Annotated in this window: 17 protein-coding genes; 2 read left to right on the plus strand and 15 right to left on the minus strand. The window is 62.9% G+C overall.

The window, feature by feature from the left end:
* A partial coding sequence (locus tag J0I79_RS16220; RefSeq protein WP_292860507.1) for an ABC transporter ATP-binding protein occupies positions 1-1,228 on the plus strand: 1,228 nt, incomplete at its 5' end.
* On the opposite strand, the gene J0I79_RS16225 is transcribed toward J0I79_RS16220, so the two are convergent.
* The 12 genes from J0I79_RS16225 to J0I79_RS16280 all read right to left on the minus strand — a co-directional run bounded on the left by J0I79_RS16225 (position 1,178) and on the right by J0I79_RS16280 (position 16,683).
* Positions 1,178-4,732, minus strand: a complete 3,555-nt coding sequence (locus J0I79_RS16225; RefSeq protein WP_292860510.1) for a glycoside hydrolase family 99-like domain-containing protein — start codon at positions 4,730-4,732, stop codon at positions 1,178-1,180. The two genes, J0I79_RS16220 and J0I79_RS16225, sit on opposite strands and share 51 nt — an antisense overlap.
* A gap of 10 nt (positions 4,733-4,742) precedes the next feature.
* Positions 4,743-6,035, minus strand: coding sequence for a rhamnan synthesis F family protein (locus J0I79_RS16230; RefSeq protein WP_292860513.1), 1,293 nt, complete (start codon positions 6,033-6,035; stop codon positions 4,743-4,745).
* Positions 6,036-6,057: 22 nt separating this feature from the next.
* A complete protein-coding gene (locus tag J0I79_RS16235; protein WP_292860516.1) occupies positions 6,058-6,933 on the minus strand; it encodes a glycosyltransferase family 2 protein in 876 nt (291 codons plus the stop codon).
* Positions 6,934-7,138: 205 nt separating this feature from the next.
* Positions 7,139-7,744 (minus strand): hypothetical protein, encoded by a 606-nt coding sequence (locus J0I79_RS16240; RefSeq protein WP_292860519.1) that lies wholly within the window; start codon positions 7,742-7,744, stop codon positions 7,139-7,141.
* Between the two features lie 76 nt (positions 7,745-7,820).
* The gene (locus J0I79_RS16245) at positions 7,821-8,213 is read right to left on the minus strand and encodes a lysozyme inhibitor LprI family protein (protein WP_292860522.1); all 393 of its coding nucleotides are present in this window, start codon (positions 8,211-8,213) and stop codon (positions 7,821-7,823) included.
* A gap of 124 nt (positions 8,214-8,337) precedes the next feature.
* Positions 8,338-9,318, minus strand: a complete 981-nt coding sequence (locus J0I79_RS16250; RefSeq protein ID WP_292860525.1) for a 2-dehydropantoate 2-reductase — start codon at positions 9,316-9,318, stop codon at positions 8,338-8,340.
* 67 nt (positions 9,319-9,385) lie between these two features.
* Entirely contained in the window at positions 9,386-10,906 is a 1,521-nt protein-coding gene (locus tag J0I79_RS16255; RefSeq protein WP_292860528.1) for an acyl--CoA ligase, read from the minus strand.
* Between the two features lie 224 nt (positions 10,907-11,130).
* The gene (gene ggt, locus J0I79_RS16260) at positions 11,131-12,717 is read right to left on the minus strand and encodes a gamma-glutamyltransferase (RefSeq protein ID WP_292860530.1); all 1,587 of its coding nucleotides are present in this window, start codon (positions 12,715-12,717) and stop codon (positions 11,131-11,133) included.
* A gap of 35 nt (positions 12,718-12,752) precedes the next feature.
* Positions 12,753-13,553, minus strand: coding sequence for an ABC transporter permease (locus J0I79_RS16265; protein WP_292860532.1), 801 nt, complete (start codon positions 13,551-13,553; stop codon positions 12,753-12,755).
* Positions 13,550-14,470: an ABC transporter permease gene (locus J0I79_RS16270; protein WP_292860535.1), complete on the minus strand. Its 921-nt coding sequence runs from the start codon at positions 14,468-14,470 to the stop codon at positions 13,550-13,552. The genes J0I79_RS16265 and J0I79_RS16270 overlap by 4 nt, the downstream gene beginning before the upstream one ends.
* Positions 14,467-15,552, minus strand: a complete 1,086-nt coding sequence (locus tag J0I79_RS16275; RefSeq protein WP_292860591.1) for an ABC transporter ATP-binding protein — start codon at positions 15,550-15,552, stop codon at positions 14,467-14,469. The genes J0I79_RS16270 and J0I79_RS16275 overlap by 4 nt, the downstream gene beginning before the upstream one ends.
* Positions 15,553-15,642: 90 nt before the next feature.
* A complete protein-coding gene (locus tag J0I79_RS16280) occupies positions 15,643-16,683 on the minus strand; it encodes an ABC transporter substrate-binding protein (protein ID WP_292860537.1) in 1,041 nt (346 codons plus the stop codon).
* Between the two features lie 225 nt (positions 16,684-16,908).
* Between J0I79_RS16280 and J0I79_RS16285 the strand changes: the two genes are divergently transcribed.
* Complete coding sequence (locus tag J0I79_RS16285) at positions 16,909-17,610, plus strand: GntR family transcriptional regulator (protein WP_292860539.1); 702 nt, start codon at positions 16,909-16,911, stop codon at positions 17,608-17,610.
* Between the two features lie 27 nt (positions 17,611-17,637).
* Here the strand turns inward: J0I79_RS16285 and J0I79_RS16290 are convergent, their stop codons facing one another.
* The 3 genes from J0I79_RS16290 to J0I79_RS16300 all read right to left on the minus strand — a co-directional run bounded on the left by J0I79_RS16290 (position 17,638) and on the right by J0I79_RS16300 (position 21,778).
* Complete coding sequence (locus tag J0I79_RS16290; RefSeq protein WP_292860541.1) at positions 17,638-20,136, minus strand: TonB-dependent receptor; 2,499 nt, start codon at positions 20,134-20,136, stop codon at positions 17,638-17,640.
* A gap of 104 nt (positions 20,137-20,240) precedes the next feature.
* Positions 20,241-21,176: a FecR family protein gene (locus J0I79_RS16295; protein WP_292860543.1), complete on the minus strand. Its 936-nt coding sequence runs from the start codon at positions 21,174-21,176 to the stop codon at positions 20,241-20,243.
* A gap of 92 nt (positions 21,177-21,268) precedes the next feature.
* The gene (locus J0I79_RS16300; protein ID WP_292860545.1) at positions 21,269-21,778 is read right to left on the minus strand and encodes an RNA polymerase sigma factor; all 510 of its coding nucleotides are present in this window, start codon (positions 21,776-21,778) and stop codon (positions 21,269-21,271) included.
* Between the last annotated feature and the right edge of the window lie 156 nt (positions 21,779-21,934).

Genomic DNA, 21,934 nt, shown 5'->3' on the forward strand with positions numbered 1-21,934 from the left:
CGTGCTGATCGCCGACGAACCGACGACCGCGCTCGATGTCACCGTGCAGGGCGAGGTGCTGGGACTGCTGCGCGACCTGCAGCGGCAGCACGGCACCAGCGTCATCCTCATCACCCATGACATGGGTGTGGTCGCCGAGATGGCCGACCGCGTCATCATCATGCGCCATGGCCGCATGGTCGAGGAAGGCAAGGCATCCGATATCTTCGAAAGGCCGCAGGCCGACTATACGCGCGAGCTGCTGGCCGCCGTGCCGCGCATCGGATCCGGGGCGGGCCGCCAGGCGACCAGGAACACCGAACCGGCGGCGCCGGCCAATGTCGCCGAGGTCAAGGACCTGCATGTCCGCTTCGACTTGCATGGCGGCGTCTTCGGCCGGGTCACACGCCGCGTCCACGCCGTCGAGGGTGTCAGCTTTTCGATCGCGCCAAACGAAACGCTGGCGCTGGTCGGCGAATCCGGCTGCGGCAAATCCACCACCGCCAAGGCACTGGCCGGGCTGGTGCCCTACAGCGGCGACATTGTCGTCGGCGGGCGCAATCTTGCCGGCCTCAGCCGTGAGGACCGCAAGGCTGTGCGCCGCGACATACAGATGATCTTCCAGGATCCCTTCGCCTCGCTCGACCCGCGCATGCGCGTCGGCGACCTCGTCGCCGAGCCGCTGGTTATTCACGGCATAGCCTCGAAAGAAGAGCGACACGCACGCGTCGCGGCCCTGTTCGAGCGCGTCGGCCTGTCCTCCGCGCAGATGGAGCTTTATCCGCACGAATTCTCCGGCGGCCAGCGCCAGCGCGTCTGCATCGCCCGGGCGCTGGCGCTCAGGCCCAAGCTGATCATCGCCGATGAAAGCGTGTCGGCGCTCGACGTCTCGGTGCAGGCGCGCGTGCTCGGACTGCTGAAGGAATTGCAGCGCGAATTCGGCGTCGCCTACCTCTTCATCTCGCATGACATGGCGGTGGTCGAGAACATTTCCGACCGCGTCGCGGTCATGTATCTCGGCCAGATCGTCGAGATGGGCACCCGCGACCAGGTCTTCTCCAATCCGCGCCACCCCTACACCAGACGCCTGATCGAAGCCGTGCCGGTGCCCGATCCGGCCAGGCGAAGAAGCCGCTTCGCAAGGCTGGACCAGGAGATACCCAGCGCCACGCGCAGGATCGGCGAGGCGCCGATGAAACTATCGCTGCAGGACGTCGGCGGTGGTCATCTTGTCGCCGCAGGCAACTGAATCGGCGCCGCTCATCGCCGTCGAACCGCTCTCCGGTCGCATGGGGAACTCGCCCAACGCCTTCAGCGAATACAGGCTTTCCATCTCTTCGGCGGGGCGCCCGGGGAACAGCTCGGCCCACAGCTGCGCAACGTACTCGGCCATTTTCAGCTTGATGGCCAAATCCGTTTTGTATGTTTGCAGCACGTGCTGGTGTATTTTCTGCCGTGTGTGCAGCAGCGCCTCTGATTGGGAAGCCGCGATGACGCTGCTTACGCTTTTCCCGTGCCGCCGGTGACGGTTGAGCGGTGCGCACTCATAGGCAACGGAGCCGTTACGGATTGCCTCGAGAATGAAGTACCAGTCGCCGCTCGTCGGCAGGGACAAAACCTGCTTGGCCAAGTTCGGCGTGATGTCGAACTTCCGGAAAACAGCCGCGCTGATGTTTGGGACCGTGTTCTTTACGCCCAGCCCCTCGTTGACTTCCTGTTCAGCCGAAACCTGGTAGCTGCGTTTCCATTTGAAATTGGAGATGTCGGTAAGATAGCGGTTGGAGACATAGTCGCCGACCACTTCGCTTCGATCATCGATGATCTTCGATGCGCAGAAAGCAAATTTCACGCTTGGGTCGCGGAACAATGGCACGAGTGTTTCGAGGAAGCTCGGGGCTGAAACGTCGTCGGCTTCGGCGATCCAGATCAGATCGGCTGTTGCAAGCGTCATGCCCTTGAACCATTGCGGATAGGGCGTGCCGGAATTGCTTTCGCTGACGATGACCCTGGTGCCATGGACGCGAGCGTAATAGTCCAGAATCGATTGGCTATCATCCGTCGACGCGTCATCCAGGATGATAAGCTCGAAATCCTGAAAAGACTGGTCCAGAATGCTGTCCATGCGTTCGCCGAGGTAGCGGGCACAGTTGTAGTTCGGCACGATGATCGATACGGCGGGGCGCTTGTTGGCCACCTCGCGCATGGTCGACAACAGACGTGGAAAGACCCGGTCGGTGGAATAAAACCGCCTTGCCTTGGTGTTCGCCTGTTTGCCGAGCTTTATCCGCAAGGGCTTGTCCCGGATCAGTTTCAGCGTCGCGTCGGCCATCGCGGCGGCATTGGCCCAGTCGACGATGATGCCGGCATCCTCTTCGACGAAATCCGGTGCTCCGCCGCTGCCGGCGAAGCAGACCACGGGTAGCTCGGCGAATGCAGCCTCCAGCACGACCCGGCCGAACGGCTCTTCGCGCGATGTCAGAAGAAACAGGTCGGCACCCCGCAGATGGGCGCGCACATCATCGACTTTGCCCAGGATTGTGACCCTCTCATCCAATCCGTCCGCTCGCAGTCTGTCGAGTTGCTGCGCCCACGTGCCCAGGATTTCGTCCCGTTCCGAGCCTGGAAACGACCCCAGCCAATAGAAATGATAGTCCTCAATTCCGCGTGCCCGGAGAATTCGGGCCACCTCGATAAAGAGGTCGGCTCCCTTGCGGAAGGACATTCCGACGCCGGACCCCACGACGATGGTCTTGTCTGTCGGCCAGCCGGCCAGCCGGCGACTTCCAAGGCGCTGGATTTCCGTAAGGCCATGATCGACGCTGGATTGCGGGACCGCGCTTGGAAGGACATCGATGGCGTTCGGATCCACGCCGTACGCGGCCATCAGGTAGTCCCGGACACTTCCGGAACACGCCACGAATCTCCGCGTATTCGAAACGACATCCGCCATGTCGTCCTTGGCGAATCGGGCGATGCTGGTTGCCAATTCCCTTGCATGCGTCAGGATAGGACTGCCCAGGTCGCCAAGCTGGGCGTGCACACGGCCGGTTGCCAGGCTGTTGCAATAGATGAGGTCCGGTCTGCCACCGCACCAGGCGGTGATGCGGGCCAGCTTAGCGGCCGTCGTGTCGGTCTGCGAAACCAGGTCATCCAGAAGCACCGTATCGGCGATGCGTCGAAACTGTTCGAGCCGTGGACCACCTAACAGGCACAGCACCTTGATCTCCAGGCCCGTGTGCGCCTGCAGCCATTGGACGATGTCGAGCAACGACCCCTGCGCGCCGCCGACATTGGCATCGTGCGACACGAACAGAACGCGCCAGGATGGGCCCTTGGTCAACATGCCTGCTGCCGGCGGCGCCGACAGCACGTCCCGCGTCGCCTGCAGATAGGCGTAGCCGTAGCGGGCGTCGGGTTCCAGATAGGCCCCCTCAGCCCAATCGTTCCAGGCGTTGATGAAGATAAGCCGGCTGTCGAAATCGGCAAAACGATCGCATGTATCGGCGACCGCGTTGGTAAGCCATTCCTTGTAGCGGGCCGGCGTCGCGTTCGCCAGAATGTAGGCAGCCTCCATTCTTCGTGCGGTGTTGTCCCAGGAGGGGCAAAGTCCGCGAAACAGGGTGTAGGGAACCTGCGGGTAGGCACGGCTGCGGTTGAGGAGCTCCGTCCAGTCGTAGATCTTTCCCGGGAAGTCGCTCTTGAGCGTCGTAATGCTGATCTCGGGAAACGCTCCAGGATTTGGTGGGAACTCGACAGCAGCGTCAAATCCGAATTCAGCGGGATCGCCCGTGTCGAACGCCTGCGGATAGGCAAGAAAAATCTCGCCGATGCCGGCCTCTCGGCAGTAAGCCCTCCAGCGCTGTGCCGTTTCCGCCGCTGACGGAAACAATCCGGGCCGGTAAATCATGAGAAGGGGCTTGCCACCGATACGGATGTATCGCCGGTCGCGGAAATAACCGGATACGTTCTCGATGAAAGCCAGGTCGTCTTCGGGTGAATGCGACTGCGGGATCAACACTTCCTGCGCACGCCCATCCCAGCGCCGGCTCCAGGGCTCGTTTGCCCAATTGATGCAGAAACCCAGTTCGTGGGCGTCATTTTCGACAAACTGGGTAATCGGCATCTCAAGGATGCGCTTGCCGTTGAACCAGTAGAAATGAAAACAGAATCCCGAAACGCCATATCGCATGGCGATCTCGATCTGCTCCTTCTGGATGTCCTTCACCCGCAGATCATAGAAGCCAAGGTCTCCCGGCAGACGAGGTTGATAGTGACCGTCGAATTGTGGCACCGCACGCGTCACATTCGTCCATTCCGTGCAGCCCTTTCCCCAAAAGGCGTCATTCTCGGGAGTCGGATAAAACTGCGGCAGGTAGAATGCGATCACCCGTGCTCTCAAGCCGGCTGGCCGTCTCTCGTTTGATCGCGGCACATGTGTTGCTGGAGCGCGCCGGGTTTCGCGCCTTTCATTCCTGCCGAAACGAACATAGTGATCGAGCGGATTTGTCGCGGCGATAGTAACGTCGTGATATCTGCTCAGATAGTACTCTGTGTCGAAATCTGGGTTTGGGTTTCGGAACTCGGCGGCACCATGATCGATGTAGTGCATGATCGGGTCGCGCCCGCTTCGGGCCACGTCAGGATTTTGAGCCAGATACCACGGCTCGTCGAACAGGCCGCTTGATCGAATGCGGCGGCGGATTTGAAACCTTTTCCATCGCCTCCTGCTGATGAGCGATTTTAAAAAGATCATGAAATCGGATCTATTCAATCGGGTCTGCCTCGCGGGCATCGGGCTCCACTTCATCCCAGGCAACTCCCGAGATGTTTCCGCAGATCATTCCGAGCACCCGCTCCAGAGCATGCTGCAACGTGCCGTCTTGCTGGCCTGCCTCGTTGGGAAATGATGTCAGAGGCAGATCGAGCTGCTTAAGTGGTTCCAGCGCGCCGCGACGAACCCAGAACATCGTTCCGGCAAAGAAGTTGGGGGGAGAACCGGAGGCAAGCCCCATTGCCTCCAACAGATTGAGGATCATTGCCTTGTTCTCGCCCCATGCGGCTTCGTCGTCCTTCCACGCATTGGGCAACCGAAAGCGGCTGGATCCTACCATCAGCGTGTCCGGCGAGCGCCCGAACTTGGCGATGATTCGGTCGACGACGTCTCGGGATCCGATCAGGTCGAAGGCGCATGCCTGCCGCCAGATATCGCCGAGGATCATCCGCGGTCCGCTCAGCCCCGACTTCTTGCCATGCAGCTTGCAGATGAGATCGAAGGGATCAAGCCTGCCTTCCCTCAGCAATTGCATGAAAGGGCCAATGTCGCGCCCGCGATTGTCATAGACAATGATCTCGGCATCCTTGGATCTTGCCCTGACGCGTTCCGCGAAGGCCTTGTCTGGCTGGGTCAGTGTCAGGATGAGATGGAACGGACGATCGATCGCTTCCAGAAGCGCTTCGAATTCGGGCCAGAGATCGATGTAATGCAGATGCACCACAACGGCTATCTTCGGCTCCGCTGTCGGTCGTCGTTCCGATGCTTGGGCTGGTCGACCATCAAAGTGCCGGGATAGTGTCTTCTGCAGGTTGTCACTTGCCACCCCAAAGCCCCAGCCAGCGAGACTGCCGAGGGCCGTGGCCAATTCGCGCTCTTCCGGCCCCCCAATATACAGCAGAGGTCGCAGCACGACGCCTGGGCCAAGCGGCAGCTCAAATCGCTTTTGGCGCCGCCGGTGGCGTAGCACCGCGACGAGGTCACTGATTTTCAAAGGCCGGATACTCGACGCGACGATATCGCGGCTGTCGAATTGCAGGACTAGGCCCTCTTCGCTGCTTTCAAGGACATATGATGTCCGCTGGGTAACCGGCACATAGAAGACCTTCTCGGGGCGTCGCCGGACACGAACATTGACCCTGAGAAACGGCATCCGCCTGTCTGTCGGTGCAAGCTCCACAATGAAACGCCCCGGCGCGTCGAGGATGATCTCGCTCCGGATATCGTTCCTTTCGATGGCATACGCCTCGCCTTTTCGTGGTTGGCGGGGCGGCAGGTCGGACAAGGCAGCTCTCGTGTGTGGAGCGTCAGGCGACATAGCCGCTGTTCCGATTCGCTCGCGATCGGTCAAGGATGCAGTCAAATATACCGATCAGTCGGCCAAGTGAATTGATCAGTCTATTTCGATTGAGCGTCAGGCAATAGAAGCCGATCTTCGACAAATAACGCAGTATATCCACGAACGGACTATAGGCTATGCCATATTTTCTGCGCAAGTGAATCTCCGACCGCATCTTCGACCGATACCGCAAGATCCGTGATCGTGTCGATTGCGCAACCGAAGTGCCGACGTCGTGGATGGCAAGCGCGCCGCTGACAAGGATCATCGGCTCGTCACGCTGCAGCAGGCGATAGGAAAGGTCGTCATCCTCGAAATACAGAAAGATATCCTCATCAAACCCTCCCGTATCGAGGAAGAGCGTCCGTTTGATCATGAACACGCCGCCATTGACGAAGCGGACGCAGCAATCCCCCCAGACCTGCCGAACACGCGCCGGCAGCGACAGCCCGGAAAGGCGGTCAATTTCGCTCTGCTCGCGAAACCACAGCCGCCCGTCCAGCGTGTTTGTGCGCGGTACGAAGACGCTGCAATTTGGGTAATGTTCGGTCGCCTGCAGAAGCGCGTCGATGGCGCCCGCCTCAAGGCGCACGTCGGGGTTTATGAACAACAAATACTCCCCGGATGCCGCCGCGGCTCCGATATTGCAGGCGCGACCGAAGCCAAGGTTCACGGCATTGTCGATACGACGAACGGCAAGGCCCGATAAAGCGGCGGAAAGATCGTCCGTACTTGCATTGTCGACACATACGACCTCCAGGCCTGGAGGCAGGCCGGCGAGCGCGCCGCGCACTGTATGTGCGCTGTTGTGCGTTACGGTAACAACGCTTATCGATATGTTCATTTGGTGAGCCACTCTGACCCTTCTCAGTCGGCATCCCTATACGATACGGCCAGCAATTTAAGCATTGCATCTCTGCCGGTCGAGTCCATATCAACGACTAAAAAAGGGGCAATGAGCGCGCTGAAGCAAGCGTGAGGTGGCTTTGCGCGAAGGGTGACGCCAGGCGCTGATGTGCGGATGTCTTTGTGGTCCGACGGGTACACGGCTATCGCCCCGACGTCAGGCCACCACCATTCAGCCATGCGGCCACGGGCCTGTCGCTCCAGACCTGAACCTCGATGTATAGTTCGAATTCCTTCAGATGATAGTTCGCGTAGGTGCCGTCATTCACCTCATCTTTCGGCAGGCCGAACCGCCTGACCACACTCTCGAGCTCGCCAAGCCGAAAGACCTTCTCGTGATAGGGGCGAACGGGGTCGACCGGCAATCCGAAAGCTGGTCCGAGCCGCATGGAGACAACGCTGTCAGGGTAGGTGAAACTGGCTGCGGCCGGGTCCAAAGCGCTCAGTGGCAACCGGACACTCTTCGTGTCGGCGTAGAGGTTTGCGAACCAGTTGGAATGTCCCAGGATGAAGTAATGAGGAGCGTTCCGTTCGGGGCAGCCGCCGGCAGCCACGAACAGGTTTCTCAATTTCGTTTCGGTCTGTCGCCGCAACTTCATATAGGAGCGGCCGAATACCCTTTTCGATCCGGACAGACGGCGCGCCGCCAGCGTTTCCAGAATCGCCGGCAATTCGTCGTCGCGCGCATCGCTGAGGTTGCGGAACGGCGGGTCCGCCGCCGGGTGATAATGGGTGATGAAGTCCGGCATCGCAATCTCACGATAAAGCACGATAGCGAGTCGTGCACGCGGCGCCGATGCCCGCAACATGACCCCAGTCGAGCGACTACAGGTTCTCCCGCACCCGCTTTTCGAGTTCGATCGTGCGTGCGCTGAGATCGTCCAGTTCGAACCCTTGCGAGTCGAGGAAGGCGGCCGATCCGTTGTTGGGGTCGGCGGCAAGGCGGTGCGTTTCCCGCAGGTGACGCTTCAGCCAGGCGCGTTGCTCGCGCTGCAACCGGGCGCGTTCAGGGCCGTGTTCGCGCTGCATCAAGGTATTGTAGGCTGCGTTCAGCCTGGCGTCGAACTTGTCGATCTCGGTCTTGCCGCAATCCAGCATTGCCGAGGTCACGCCGGCGGACCGGTCGATGCAGGCTTTCATCTCGGCATCGCTCTGCGCCATCGCGGGACAGGCCGCCGTAATGGCGGCGATGGCGAAAAGGCAGGCATATCGGTGCATGGGCGGTTCCTCGATTGCAAAGCTGGACGCTTCGACACGTCAGTTTCGGTACGCCAGCACCCGCCCCGGATACGATATGTTGGCTAGGTCGCGGTTGCGTCAAGGCCTGGCTCGGCGCACGGCCTCATCCATAACAGCCGCGCTCCCTTGCCAGCCGCCGCACCAGCGCCGACACCGCGTCGATCGCCGGCGTCGGCTTGTCGGTAAGCCGGCCGAGCTCCTGCACGGCGCACACCAGCGCGTCGATCTCCATCGGCCGGCCGCGTTCCAGATCCTGCAGCATCGAGGTCTTGTGCTCGCCGACATCGCCGGCGCCCTTGATGCGGCGGTCGACCGCGATGGGGAAACGCACGCCCAGCGCCTCGCCGATCGCCTGCGCTTCCAGCATCATGGCGCGGGCGAGCGCGCGGGTGCCGTCGTCGGCGACGATTGCGGCAAGCGTGCTGCCGGTCAGCGCCGAGATCGGATTGAAGGAGAGGTTGCCCCACAGCTTCACCCAGATTTCGCTTCGGATGTCCTCGCGCACAGGCGCCTGCAGCCCGGCCTTGACCATTTCCTCGGCCAGCCTCGTGACGCGTTCGCTCTTTTCTCCGGAAGGTTCGCCGAGCGAAAAACGCTTGCCCTCGACATGGCGGATCAGGCCCGGCGCATCGACCTCGACGGCCGGGTAGACGACCGAGCCGATGACGCGGCGAGGTCCGATGCGCTGCCAGATGGCGCCGCCGGGGTCGACCGTCTCCAGCCTCGTGCCTTCGAGCGGCCCGCCGAGCCCGTGAAAATACCACCAGGGCACGCCGTTCTGCATGGTGACGACCGCGGTGTCGTCTCCGAGCAGCGGCGCGATCTGGTCGAGCGCGGGCGCGACGGAATGCGCCTTCAGCGCCAGGATGACATAGTCCTGCGCGCCAAGCTCCTCGGCCTTGGTGGCGGCGCGCACGGGAGCGGCGGTTTCCTGGCCGTCCTCGATCAGGCGCAGGCCGCCGGCCTTGATCTCGTCGAGATGGGCGCCGCGCGCGACGATTGCCAGTTCGGTGCGGCCGGCGAGCGCGAGTTTTGCCGCGAGATATCCGCCGATGGCGCCAGCGCCGAAAATGGTGATCTTCATCTCAATGGCCTTTTATTTCACGCATGTCGGCATCTTGGAGTCGAGGCCGCTTCCAAGCTGACATGCACTAGAGTCCGAGCTTGGCGGCAAGGCCGATACGCTGCAGCTTACCGGTCGCCCCTTTCGGAATCTCGTCCAGGATCAGCACCTTGCGCGGCACCTTGAAGTCCGCCAGCCTCGTTGCGGCATGGGCGCGGATGTCGCTTTCGGTGGCGCTCATGCCCTCTCGCAGCACCACGGCGGCGGCAACCTCTTCGCCCAGCTTGTCATGCGGCATGGCGAAGGTGACGACCTGCGCCACCGCCGGATGGTCCATCAGCACGTCGTCGACCTCCAGCGGCGAAATCTTCTCGCCGCCGCGGTTGATGATCTCCTTCAGCCGGCCGGTCACCCTGAGATAGCCGTCCTCGTCGAGCACGCCCTGGTCGCCGGTGTGGAACCAGCCATGCGCGAAGGCGGTGGCGTTGGCATCCGGGTTCTTCTCGTAGCCCGATGTCACGTTCGGGCCGCGAATGACGATCTCACCGGTCTCGCCGGCTTGCATCAGCCGGCCGTCCGGCGCCATCACGGCGACCTCGGGTCCGCCGGCGGCGCCGACGCTGCCCGGCTTGCGCAGGCCCGGCGGCAGCCGGTTCGACGCCATCTGGTGCGCCGCCTCGGTCATGCCGTAGGATTCGATGACAGGGCAGCCGAAAGTCGCTTCGAGTTCGGCCATCACCTGCGCCGGCAGCGAGGCCGAGGACGAGCGGATGAAACGCAGGCGCGCCGCCGCCAGCGCTTCCGCATTGCGCGCCGCGCGCGGCAGGATCGCCTGGTGCATGGTCGGCACCGCCGTGTACCAGCTCGGCTTTGCATCGCTCAGCCACTGAAAGAAGCGCAGCGCGTTGAAGCCCGGCGTGCAGTAGATGCTTCCGCCCGATGCCAGCGACGACAGCACCGCCGCGATCAGCCCATGGATATGAAACAGCGGCATGATGTTGAGGCAGCGGTCCTCAGCGCTCAGGCCCAGCGTCGCACCGATATGGCGGGCGGATGCCGCGACATTGGCATGGCTGAGCGGCACCAGCTTGGGGCGCGACGTCGTGCCCGACGTGTGCAGCAGAAGCGCGATGTCGTCTTCTCCCGCCATGTCGGGCGCTGCCTGCGGACCGACCGCCTTGCCTTCGATGGTGAAACTGCCGGCGGGGCTGTCGGGCCGCACGACGAGCCTGAGCACGCCGATACCCAGCCGCTCGGCCACCGTCACCGCCGGGCCGGTCTCACCCTCAGCCACCAGGATCGCCCTGGCGCCGATGTCGGTGAGATAGAAATCGAGCTCGTCGGCCCGGTAAGCAGGGTTGAGCGGCGCCGTCGAGGCGCTCGCCGCCACAGCGACGAAGGCTGTCGCCATCTCCGGCCCGTTCGGCAGCACGATCGCCACCCGGTCGCCCCGGCCGATACCCAGCGCATGCAGCCGTTCTGCGGTAGCGGCGATCAGGGCGCGCAGGCCGCCATGGGTGAGGGCCGGTCTATCAGGCGCCAGGATCGCCGGGGCATCATCGGCGCCCGCGACGAGGCGATGGGAGAGGTCTTTTGGGTTCGTGCTCATGGTCACCGATTATGGTTCAAACGACAGCTTTTGAAAGTCCGGCGGACGGTTGCGGCGCTGAACTATTGTTGATGCGGGCGCGGGCCGGCGATTGGCGAAGGCGCCGATGACAGCATCTTTCTCCCCGTCCCTATACGGGGAGAAATGCCCGGCAGGGCAATGAGGGGCAGCGCCAACGCCTGTAAGCCAATTGCGGCCACCTACGACACGCCGATCCGCCATCCTCAATACCCAAGCGCCATTCCGTCCTTGCGCGGGTCCGAGGCGCCGGTCAGCGTGCCCTTTTCCCAGTCGATCAGCACCGCCTGTCCCCCGCCTAGCGGGTGATGCGGCTCGATAATGGCATGGCCGCGCCGGCGCAGGCCTTCGAGCGCTTCCGCGGGCACGCTGCGTTCGGCCTCCACCATGCCGTCATTGTAGAACACGCGCGGCGCGTCCAGCGCCTGCTGCGGGTCCATGCCGAAATCGATCATGTTGGTGAGCAGATGGACATGGCCGAACGGCTGGTAGCCGCCGCCCATGACGCCGAACGGCATCACCACGCGGCCGTTTTTCGTGGCCATGCCGGGCATGATCGTGTGCATCGGCCGCTTGCCGGGCGCGATGGCATTGGGGTGTGCGGGATCGAGGCGGAAGCTCGATCCCCGGTTCTGCAGCACCACGCCGGTCCTGGGACTGACGACGCCGCTGCCGAAGGAATAATAGGTCGAGTTGATGAAGGAGACGGCGTTGCGGTCGCGGTCGACGACGGTGATGTAGACCGTATCGCTGCCCGGCAGCTCGACATCGGGCAGATGCGTCATGGCCCGATCGCGGTCGATCTCGGCGCGCAGCCGGTCGGCATAGGCGCTCGACAGGAGTTCCTTCACCGGCACCGGCACATGGTCCTGGTCACCGAGGAAACGGTCGCGGTCGCGGTAGGCGAGCCGCCCGGCCTCGATTTCCAGATGCAGCCGCTCGGCGCCGTTGGGGTCCAGCCCGCCGAGCTTGAAGCCCGACAGCATATTCAGCATCAACAGCGCCGTCAGGCCCTGGTTGTTCGGCGGCATCTGGTGGATGTCGTAGCCGCCATAGGAGGTGCTGACAGGCGCGACATAGTCGCCTTTGGTCGCCGCGAAATCCTCATGCGAATGCAGGCCGCCCAATTCCCTGAGCCGGCTCACCATGTCGTCGGCGACCGAGCCTTCATAGAAGCCGGCGCGGCCTTGTCTTGCGATGATGCGCAAGGTGGCGGCCAGTTCCGGCTGGCGGTGGACATCGCCGGCCATCGGCGCCTTGCCGCCGGGCAGGAAGATGCGCGCGCAGTGTTCGTCGGCGGAAAGGTCCGTCTCCGGCTCCGCCCAGTCGAAGGCGACACGGTCATGCACGACATAGCCGTTCTCGGCATAGTGGATCGCCGGGGCCAGCACCTCGGCAAGGCTCTTGCTGCCATGGTCCTCCAACAGCCGGCACCAGGCGTCGATCGCGCCCGGAACGGTCACCGCGTGCGGGCCCTGTTTGGGAAGTTCCTCGAACCCCTTGCCGCGATACCAGTCCACGGTGGCCGCCGCCGGCGCCCGGCCGGAACCGTTGAAGGCCAGCACCTCGCTCTGCCCCTTGGGGCAATAGAGCACGAAGCAGTCGCCGCCTATGCCGGTCGATTGCGGCTCGACCACGCCTTGCACGGCCGCCGCGCAGACGGCGGCGTCCATGGCGTTGCCACCGGCGCGCAGCATGTCGATGGCGGCAAGCGTCGAAAGCGGATGCGAGGTCGCCGCGACCGCTTCCGTGGCACGAACCGGCGAGCGGCCGGGAAACTGGAAATCACGCATTGTCGTCTGGATATCCCATGGTCACTTGAACGAAATCAATGCCGCCGGCCGAAGATCTGCGCGAGCGACAAGAGAAGGATCGACAGCACGATCAGGCAGGTCGAGATGGCGGCGATGGTCGGGTCGATCTGGTCGCGCAGCGCGTTGAACATGCGCCGCGTCAGCGTCGTGGTCTCGCCGCCCGAGATAAACAGCGAAACCACCACCTCGTCGAAAGAGGTGATGAAGGCGAACAGCGCGCCCGAGACGATCGAGAAGCGGATCTGCGGCATCGTCACCTGCCAGAAGGCCGCGATGCGCCCGGCGCCGAGGCTGCGCGCCACCCGCTCCTGGTTCATGTCGTAGGAGCGCAGGCCCGACAGCACCGTCAGCACCACCAGCGGCAGCGCCTGCACCGTATGCGCGATGACGAGGCCCGTCAGCGTGTTGTTGAGCCCGATGCGCGCATAGAGGAAGAAGGTGCCGATGCCGATCAGGATCACGGGGATGATCAGCGATGCCGTCAGCAGCGCGTTGATGGTGCCGTTGAAGCGCAGCGTACCCCGGTTGATCGCATAGGCGGCCATGGTGCCGAGTGGTGTCGCCACCAGCACGGTCATGATTGCCACCTTGACCGAGACGATGGTGGCGTCGCGCCACTCCAGCGACTGGAAATAGCTCTGGTACCAGCGCAGCGACCATTGCTGCGGCGGGAACTGCAGCAGCGTTGAATCCGAAAACGACATGATGACGATGATGACCGACGGCGCGATCAGGAACAGCAGGATGAGGCCGCCCAGCGCATAGAGCCACAGCCGTTGCCGGTGCAGGATAGGCAGTCCAACATCCCCACTCATCGCGAACTCCAAACGCCGGTTGCGCGCGCGCCGAGCAGCCACTGGAACAGGCCGAGCAGGGCCAGCGTCACCGCCAGCAGAACCACACCCAGCGCGGCACCGGCGCCCCAGTTGGAATAGAGGCTTGTCGTCTGCTCCATGCGCATCGCCCACATGATCACCTTGCCGCCGCCCATCAGGGCCGGCGTGACGAAGAAGCCGAGGCACAGCACGAAGACGATGACCACGCCAGAGGCGAGGCCCGGCAGCGACAGCGGGAAAAAGATCTGCCGGAAGGTCGCGACCGGGCCGGCGCCGAGATTCATGCCGGCGCGCAGGCAGTCGGTGTCGATGGTCTTCATCGAGGCATAGAGCGGCAGCACCAGGAAGGGCAGCAATATATGCGTCATCCCGATGACGACGCCCGAGAAATTGTTGGCGAGCGACAGCGGCTGGCTGATCACGCCGAGGTCGATAAGCCAGCTGTTGATCAGGCCCTTGCGCTGCAGGATCACCAGCCAGGCATAGGTGCGCACCAGAACCGATGTCCAGAACGGCAGGATGACGAAGATCAGGCAGATCGAGGCCGCGCGGCGCGGCAGTTGCGACAGCATATAGGCAAGGGGATAGCCGAGCAGCACACAGGCGCCGGTAACGATGAAGGCGACCTTGAAGGTGGTGACGAACGTTTTCACATAGGACGCCTGCTCGAAGAAACGCGCATAATTGGACGCGCTGAGCGCACCGGTCTCGTCGAACAGCGACAGCCAGAACAGCCAGCCGACCGGCACGATGATGATGGCGAAGACCAGAAGCAGGCTGGGCGAAAGCAGCGCCAGAAGCCTGAGCTCTTCGCGCCGTGCGTCGGCACGCAGCGCCCGCGTGTTGAGAGTCCGGTCGGCGACCGTCTCGTTCGGGAGGGCGGATTGCGTGCTCATCCCTCGGCCGCCACCAGTATGGTGTCCTTCGCGTCGAGGCCGAGATTGATCGGCTGGCCCGGTGCGGGCATTTTCGCCAGCACGTCGCCGCGGCAATAGTCGCGCAGCGTCAGCTGGCGACCGTCGCGTAGCGAGGCATAGCAGACGAAACTGTCGCCCTGATAGATGATGTCGCCAACCGTGGCGCTGAGCACATTGACGTTGTCCGCCGCTTCGCCATTTTCGACCAGCCGCAACGTTTCCGGCCGCACCACCATCAGGTACCGGCCCGCCGCAGGCGCGGGCGCCGCCGTGCGGATTTTCCTGTCTTCATACCAGACCGATCCGTCGCGGCTTTCGACCGGAACGAAATTCGATTCGCCGATGAAGCCGGCCACGAACTGTGTCTTCGGCGCGGAATAGAGCGTTTCGGGCCTGTCGAGCTGTTCGATGCGTCCGGCGTTCATCACCGCGATGCGGTCCGACATCGTGATGGCTTCGCGCTGGTCGTGCGTAACATAGACGGTCGTCATGCCGAGCCGCCGGTGCAGCGCGCGCAGCTCGATCTGCATGTGCTCGCGCAGGCCCTTGTCCAGCGCCGATAGTGGCTCGTCCATCAGCACGATGCGCGGCTCGAAGACGATGGCGCGCGCCAGCGCGACGCGCTGGCGCTGGCCGCCGGAAAGCTGGTCGACGCGGCGCTCGCCGAGGCCCGCGAGCTTCACCATCTCCAGCGCTTTCTCCACCCGCTCGGCGGTCTCCTTGGCGGCCACGCCACGCTGCTTCAGCGCAAAGGCGATGTTGTGGGAGACGTTCATGTGCGGAAACAGCGCGTAGTTCTGGAACACCATGCCGATGTTGCGCCTGTGCGGCGGCGTGGCGATGATTTCGTCGCCGCCGACCTTGATCGAGCCGGCATTGGCTCTCGTGAATCCGGCCAGGATCATCAGCAGCGTCGTCTTTCCCGATCCGGAAGGCCCGAGCAGGGTCAGGAATTCACCGGCTTCCACATCGAGGTTGAGGTCGCGCAGCACATGAACGCTGCCAAACCGTTTCTCGATCGCGCGCATGCTGATCGGCAGCGCGGAAGGCGCAATGGACAAGATCATTTTCTCCTGGGCAGGGCTGCGAAAGCGGGGCGACGCATCGTTTCGGTTTGCATCGCCCCGCCATGTCAGGCTTTCGGTCGCGGCCTATTGCTGGATCAGATTGTTGAACTTCTCCGTCGCCTCGACCAGATTGTCGCGCCAGAACTCGGCGTCCTGCAGCACCTGCTTCTTGACGTTTTCGGGCGCCGAGTTGATGTCCTTGATCCGCTCCGGCGGAATCTTGCCGGTCTCGAAAGCCTTCTCGTTCACCGGGCCGTTGTCGACATAGAGCGGCAGGTTGGCCTGCAATTGCGGGCTGACGAACATGGCCAGCGCCTTCATTGCCGCTTCCTTGTTCTTGGCGCCCTTGGGAATGACCATGCAGTCGGCGGTGAGCACGCCCTGGTCGAAGGAGAAGCTGACCGGCGCGCCTTCCTTCTTCAACGTGCCGGCGCGGCCGTTCCAGATGCTCGCCATGTCGACCTCGCCATCCTTGACCAACTGCATGGCCTGCGCGCCTGACGTCCACCAGGCATCGACATGGCCGCGGATCTTGTCGACCGATTTCAGCGCGCCGTCGATATCGACGGGGTAGACCTTGTCGATCGGCAGGCCGGAGGCGAGTGCCGCCACGCTCAACGTTTCCGTCGACTGGCTGCTGCTCAGCGCGCGCCGACCGGGAAATTTCTTGACGTCCCAGAAGTCCGCCCAGGTTTTCGGCCCTTTGTCGCCGAACACATCGGTCCGATAGATCAGCACGACGGAGGTGTAGGAAATGCCGACCCAGTCGTCATGGACGAGCTTCGGGTTGATGCCGCTCTTGTCGATGATGCCGTAGTCGAGCTTCTCGAACAGCCCTTCCTTGGAGCCGCGCGCGCATTCGTCGGCACCGAGTTCGGTGATGTCCCACTTCACCGCATTGCCGGTCACCTGCAGCCGCACATCGTCGAGGCCGTTGGTGGTGTCCTGCTTGATGGTGATGCCGAGCGCGGCGGCGGCCGGGTCGAAGAAGGCCTTGGTCTGGGCCTCTTGATAGGTGCCGCCCCACGAGGCGACGGTGATGGTGTCGGCGGCAAAAGCGGGGATCGCCGCCGCTGCCATGAGCCCTGCCATCGCGGCAATTCTAACGCTTTTGGTCTTGTTCATGTCGGTTCTCCAACCGGTGTTCCCATTGTTTTTGATTTCGCATGCGATTTTGTATACAATTTTGAGTGTAGCTCCGGGATCGGCGTTGTCAACAGCGCTTCAAGCGGTCAGGGCAACCAGCAGCGCACGGGGTCGGGGCGTGGCAAATCGCGCCGACTTTGAATACAGCTAGGCGACAAAACATATCGACTACCGGCGCGGACGCCGGAGAATTGGAAACGGAACTTGGCCAAGGAAACCAGAAACACGCTGCGCGACTCCGTTTATTCGGCGCTCAAGGCGATGATTGTGACCGGCCAGATCCCGCCGGGCTCGCGCGTCACCGAGAGCGACATAGCGGCGAAACTCAATGTCAGCCGCACCCCCGTGCGCGAGGCCTTCAACCGGCTGGAGCGCGACGGGCTGGTCACCGGCCGGCCACGCCAAGGCTATGCCGTCACCGAATTCGACATCAACATGTTCCGCGAGGCCTTCGACATCCGCGAATTGCTAGACGGCCATGCGACGGAACTGGCGGCGGCCGCCGCGACGGAAAAAGACAAGGTGCGGCTGCGTGCCATGCTGGCCGAATGCGAGCGGCTGGCCGCCATTCCCGACCGCACGACGCGCGAAAAATTCCAGGAGCTGGAGGTCGGCATCGACCTGCACCGGGTCATTGCCGAGATCAGTGGCAATATCATGTTGCACGGCATGCTTTGCGGCATCCTCGACAAGTGCCAGCACTATGTCTGGACCGAATTGTTGTGGCTCGACGAATGGAAGATCGCCCGCGACGAGCATGCCGAGATCGTCGAGGCGATCTGCGCCGGCGACGCTGCCAGGGCCGGCGCCCTGGCGCGCGCCCATGTCAGGGGATCACGCGAAAACGTGCTGCGCCTGCTGCAGGCGAAGTCCGACTACCAGAGCTTTCTCGCCAAGGCGTCCTGACCGGGCCTCGCCCAGCGGCAGGCAAGCTCAGAATGTCTTGGTCAGGCTCGCTTTGAAGGTACGGCCGGGCGCGGCGACCCCGATCGAGGACAGGGCGCCGATATAGTAGCGGTCGAACAGGTTCTCGACGCTGACATTGGCCTTGAGGTCGTTGCCGAAATCATAGCTGCCGAAGAGGTCGACGACCTGATAGCGGGGCCATGTCTGCGGCGCCGCGATGCCGCCCGTGGCGATCTTTCCGCCCGAACGCTCGGAGGCGAACTGCAGCCTGGCTCCGACTGTCAGGGCATCGTCAAAGGCGCGGAAGCCCGCCGTGATGCTTCCGGCGTAGGTCGGAGGCACATAGCTGCCGCCGTAATCCAGGCCCGATGCGTAAGGCGTACAGGTGGAGCTTGTCGGGCAATACTCGATGCGCGTGTAGTTGGTGATATTGCCGTCGAAGAAATAGGTGCCGGTGTCGTAGCTCGCGGAAAGCTCGACGCCGCGATAGTGGGCGGCCGCGATGTTGTCCCATTTGTAGCGGTTGTTGATGCCATCCGCCGGCCCGCGCACGATGTAGTTTTCATAATTGTTGCTGAACAGCGCGGCCTTGAAGCGCAGCGAGTCGCCGGGCAGGAAAATCCCGTCCTTCAGAATATTCACACCGAATTCCGTATTCTTGGCCAGCTCCGGCTGCAAATCCGGGTTGATGCCCAGCAGCCAGCCATAGTTCCAGTGCGATTCCCGTAGCGATGGCGGGCGATAGCCTTCCGTGTACAGCCCATAGAACTGCACGCCAACGGCGGGTTCGAGGGTGATGCCGATGTTGGGGCTGAGGCGCTGGCCGCTCTTTTCTGGATAGGCCGCCAGATAGTCCTTGCCCCTTGAATCGTAGTGATCGTAGCGGGCGCCGGCGCTCAGGCTTACCCAGTCGAGCGGCTTGAGTGTCGCCTTCGTATAGCCGCTCTCCATCGTGCGCACGCCGATGGGCGCCGGCGAGGTGTAGAGGGTGCCGCTCACCAGGGTGGAAGACTTTGCATTCTCGTTGACGATTTCGAGGCCGTTCTCCCAGGTGAGCGCGCCGATCGGCGTGTCGAACCGGGACGTGTTGGAGATGTCGCCGCCCGCGGAAAGATCCCCATAGCCGCCGAAACCGTTGACCTTGACCGTGTTGCTGTCGGCGTTGAGGTCGGTCAGCCAGGCATTCGCCCTGAAATCGACCAGCGGATTGTCCTGCGGCTGATAGCGATACTTGGCTGTGTAGGTGTCGACCCGGATTTCCGAAAGGTCGTGCTGAGCTTGCCCGGACGGTGCCCACGGTTGGAACTGGAGTTCGTTGATCTCGCCATATCTGGAATTGTAGCGGTTGAAGCCCAGTTCCAGCGATTGGTCGTCAGCCCAGCGCAAGGTCAGCTTGGCCAGGACCGAACTTGTGTCCTGCGACGTGTTGAACACTTCCGATCCCGGACCGGGTGCGGCGTTGGCAACGCCCGGCGTGGTCCCGAACGTGACGCCGTCCGGAACCTTGGTGCCGGCGAAATAATTGCCGTTCCGTCGCTTCGAATAGGCGATGATGAAGTCTATGTTTTCCTGCGTGGTCGCCGCCGCCACATTGCCTGACCAGGCGTCGCCGTTGAGAAAGGCCGGCCGGTCGTCGCTACTCCTGGTGTCCGCCGCAGGCGGGCTGATCGTGTTGCTGCCTATATCCGTTTTAAGGCGCACCCCATATTCATGCCCCTCCCTGACGATGTCCCTTGCCTCCAGCGTCCTGAAATTGATCGCTCCGCCGATCCCTCCAACGCCCACGCCGGAGCTTGGTCCCTTCGAAATGTCGACGCCGCCCAGCATATCGGGGTCAACATAGACCTCGTCGCGATTGCCGATATAGCCGCGATAGCTCGATGTCGACTGACGTGCGCCATCCACCGTCGTGGTGACACGGCCCATGCCTTGCAGACCGCGGATGTTGGGATTGATCGACGTCCCGACATGGCCGCCCGCCGAAATGACGCCGGGTGTTCCCACGAACACGTCGCCGGCCGTGGTGGCTGTTATACGGTTCAGTTGCTCGGCGGAGATATAGCTGGACGATCCCGGCGTCTCGTAGGGCGTGTCCCGGGGATTGCCGCTGCCCCCGGCTGTGACGTTGATCGGGCTCAGCACGGTCGATCCCTCGGCCGTAGCTGATCCCGCCGCCAAAGGCTTCGAGGGACCGCCGATCGTGACGCTGTTGGCGCCGGTGAAACGATAGCTCAGCCCCGTTCCGGCGAGTATCCTGGCAAGGGCGGCGTTCGAGGCCAATTGCCCCTGGACGCCCGATGTGCGCAGTCCGCGCGTGACCGAGCTGTCGTAGAGGACCTGGACTCCGCTGGCGATCCCAAACCGGGTGAGCGCGCCATCGAGCGCTCCGGCGGGAATGGAATAGGTGACAGCTTGCGCCAGCGCGACGCCGGCGTTCAACGCGGTATGAAAAACGATCGTCGCCGACAGAAGCGCGATCTTTCGACGATATCCGGCCGCGCGCGATCCGAATGCAAAATGCCCCATTCCCGGTCCCCAAGCAATGTCGCCGCAATGATCGTCGCGGCCTCTATTGATGGAGACGATCCGGCTTTCCGGACCCGAAAATTTTCCGGTCGATTTTTTTTAGGCTATCGCAGCAGCACGATGCCGCCGATCAGGTGGATCGGGCGGACCTGCAATGTGTCCTCGAGCTGGGCGAGAATTTCCTCGGGCCGGTCGAGATGGAAAACGCCCGAAACCTGCCGGGACCGCAGCGCGCTTCCCGCGATCACCACCTTGCCCCGGCGATGGCGGTTGAGGTCGGCCACCACTTCGGCAAGCGGCCTGTCCCTGAAGATCAGCAGGCCCCGGCGCCACGCGGCTGCTTCATCGGCGTCGGCCATGATTTTTTCGCCGAGTCCGGCCAGCGAATAGCGGATCGCCTCGCCGCCGCTGAGTTCGGCATCGGCCAGGCATTGCACCGTGATGTGCCCTCGCAGGCAGTCCACCGAGATGTCGTCGACACCATGCTTGACCGAAAAGGAGGTGCCGGTCGCCGTGGTGTCTCCGTTTGCCGCGGTCACCACGAACGGCCTTGTCTCGTCACGGACCACGTCGAAGACGGCGGCGCCGGAGGTCAGGATGAGGTGGCGCTTAGCCGGCGAATAGTCGAGGGAGATTGTTGTTCCGCCGTCAAGGGTCATGGTCGAACCATCGGGCAGGCCAACGGTTCGCTGTTCTCCCACGCCCGTCGCGAAGTCCGAAAGCAGCGCGTCGATCGGCGGCAGGAACCCCAGGGACGACAAGCCCAGCGCAACGCCGGCGCCACCTGCCGCCATGCCCCCGGCGGCCAGGAACGAGCGCCTTGTCAGGCGGGCACCGGACCGGGATCTCCCGGCATCGAGCGCCGGGCCGAGATTTTTCCAGACCCGGCTCGATTGCTGGAACGCCCTTTCATGCCGCGCGCTGCGGGCACGCCACTTCATGAGAGCGGCGGCATCCTCGGCCGTTGCCTCGCCGGAGGTGATGCGCACGATCAAGGCCGTCGCTTCTCGCCTGAGAGCTTCGAAGTCCTCGTCCAGCATCGGCTCCTCTCATATGCGCGGGTGCTTCGCGGCAGGCCGCGCGCCCTCCGCCTCTATAGCCATCAACGATTGAGAATTGAAAAGCGGAAATTTCACGCCCGGTTCAAAGTCGCGAGCCGGCTGGAGCAATAATCGATCGCCTTGCGGATTTCCATTTCGACGGTGCGGACCGACACGTCGAACTCCCTGGCGATGTCGGCGTGGCGGCGCTGCTCGATCCGGGCGGCAATCAGCATCTTGCGCTGCCGTTCCGGAAGCTCGTCGATGACCCGCCTGAGACAGTGGATCTGATCGCGGTCCTCGATCTGCCTTTCCGGGCCCGGCCGCGGATCGGGAACCGAGAGCAGGTCGTCGATCTCATGCGGCGTCAGGCGATGTTTCCGTCCCCGGCTGTGATCGACGGCAAGCGTTCTGGCGATCCGCATCAGATAGGGAACCGGCGCGGCCAGTGCCGCGGCGCCGTTGCGCGCCAGCTTGATCCAGGCCTCCTGCGCCAGGTCTTCCGCGTCGTGATACGACCGGGTCTTGCCGGTGAAATAGCGCTTCAGCCTCGACTGATGCCGGGAAAACGCCGCCACGAGTTCATCGTCGTATTCCGACATCCCTGGTCCTCATACCGGCCGGGCATCGGTGATCGTCATCCAAAAGCGGCCGCGGATCGAGGGTATAAAATAGTTGATTAAAAAAGTCACCTTTAGATTCCGGATACCGGCAATCACGGAAATCCGACATCCGATCACGTTGATCTCGTTACATTT

The organism is Mesorhizobium sp. (assembly GCF_017306585.1).
Taxonomy (GTDB): domain Bacteria; phylum Pseudomonadota; class Alphaproteobacteria; order Rhizobiales; family Rhizobiaceae; genus Mesorhizobium.

Excerpts from the sequence above, each read along its gene's own strand:
- J0I79_RS16225 (WP_292860510.1), bottom strand. The coding sequence starts at position 4,732 with ATGATCTTTTTAAAATCGCTCATCAGCAGGAGGCGATGGAAAAGGTTT.
- J0I79_RS16255 (WP_292860528.1), bottom strand. The coding sequence starts at position 10,906 with ATGAGCACGAACCCAAAAGACCTCTCCCATCGCCTCGTCGCGGGCGCC.
- J0I79_RS16265 (WP_292860532.1), bottom strand. The coding sequence starts at position 13,553 with ATGAGTGGGGATGTTGGACTGCCTATCCTGCACCGGCAACGGCTGTGG.
- ggt (WP_292860530.1), bottom strand. The coding sequence starts at position 12,717 with ATGCGTGATTTCCAGTTTCCCGGCCGCTCGCCGGTTCGTGCCACGGAA.
- J0I79_RS16300 (WP_292860545.1), bottom strand. The coding sequence starts at position 21,778 with ATGTCGGAATACGACGATGAACTCGTGGCGGCGTTTTCCCGGCATCAG.
- J0I79_RS16270 (WP_292860535.1), bottom strand. The coding sequence starts at position 14,470 with ATGAGCACGCAATCCGCCCTCCCGAACGAGACGGTCGCCGACCGGACT.
- J0I79_RS16235 (WP_292860516.1), bottom strand. The coding sequence starts at position 6,933 with ATGAACATATCGATAAGCGTTGTTACCGTAACGCACAACAGCGCACAT.
- J0I79_RS16245 (WP_292860522.1), bottom strand. The coding sequence starts at position 8,213 with ATGCACCGATATGCCTGCCTTTTCGCCATCGCCGCCATTACGGCGGCC.
- J0I79_RS16240 (WP_292860519.1), bottom strand. The coding sequence starts at position 7,744 with ATGCCGGACTTCATCACCCATTATCACCCGGCGGCGGACCCGCCGTTC.
- J0I79_RS16290 (WP_292860541.1), bottom strand. The coding sequence starts at position 20,136 with ATGGGGCATTTTGCATTCGGATCGCGCGCGGCCGGATATCGTCGAAAG.
- J0I79_RS16295 (WP_292860543.1), bottom strand. The coding sequence starts at position 21,176 with ATGCTGGACGAGGACTTCGAAGCTCTCAGGCGAGAAGCGACGGCCTTG.
- J0I79_RS16250 (WP_292860525.1), bottom strand. The coding sequence starts at position 9,318 with ATGAAGATCACCATTTTCGGCGCTGGCGCCATCGGCGGATATCTCGCG.
- J0I79_RS16280 (WP_292860537.1), bottom strand. The coding sequence starts at position 16,683 with ATGAACAAGACCAAAAGCGTTAGAATTGCCGCGATGGCAGGGCTCATG.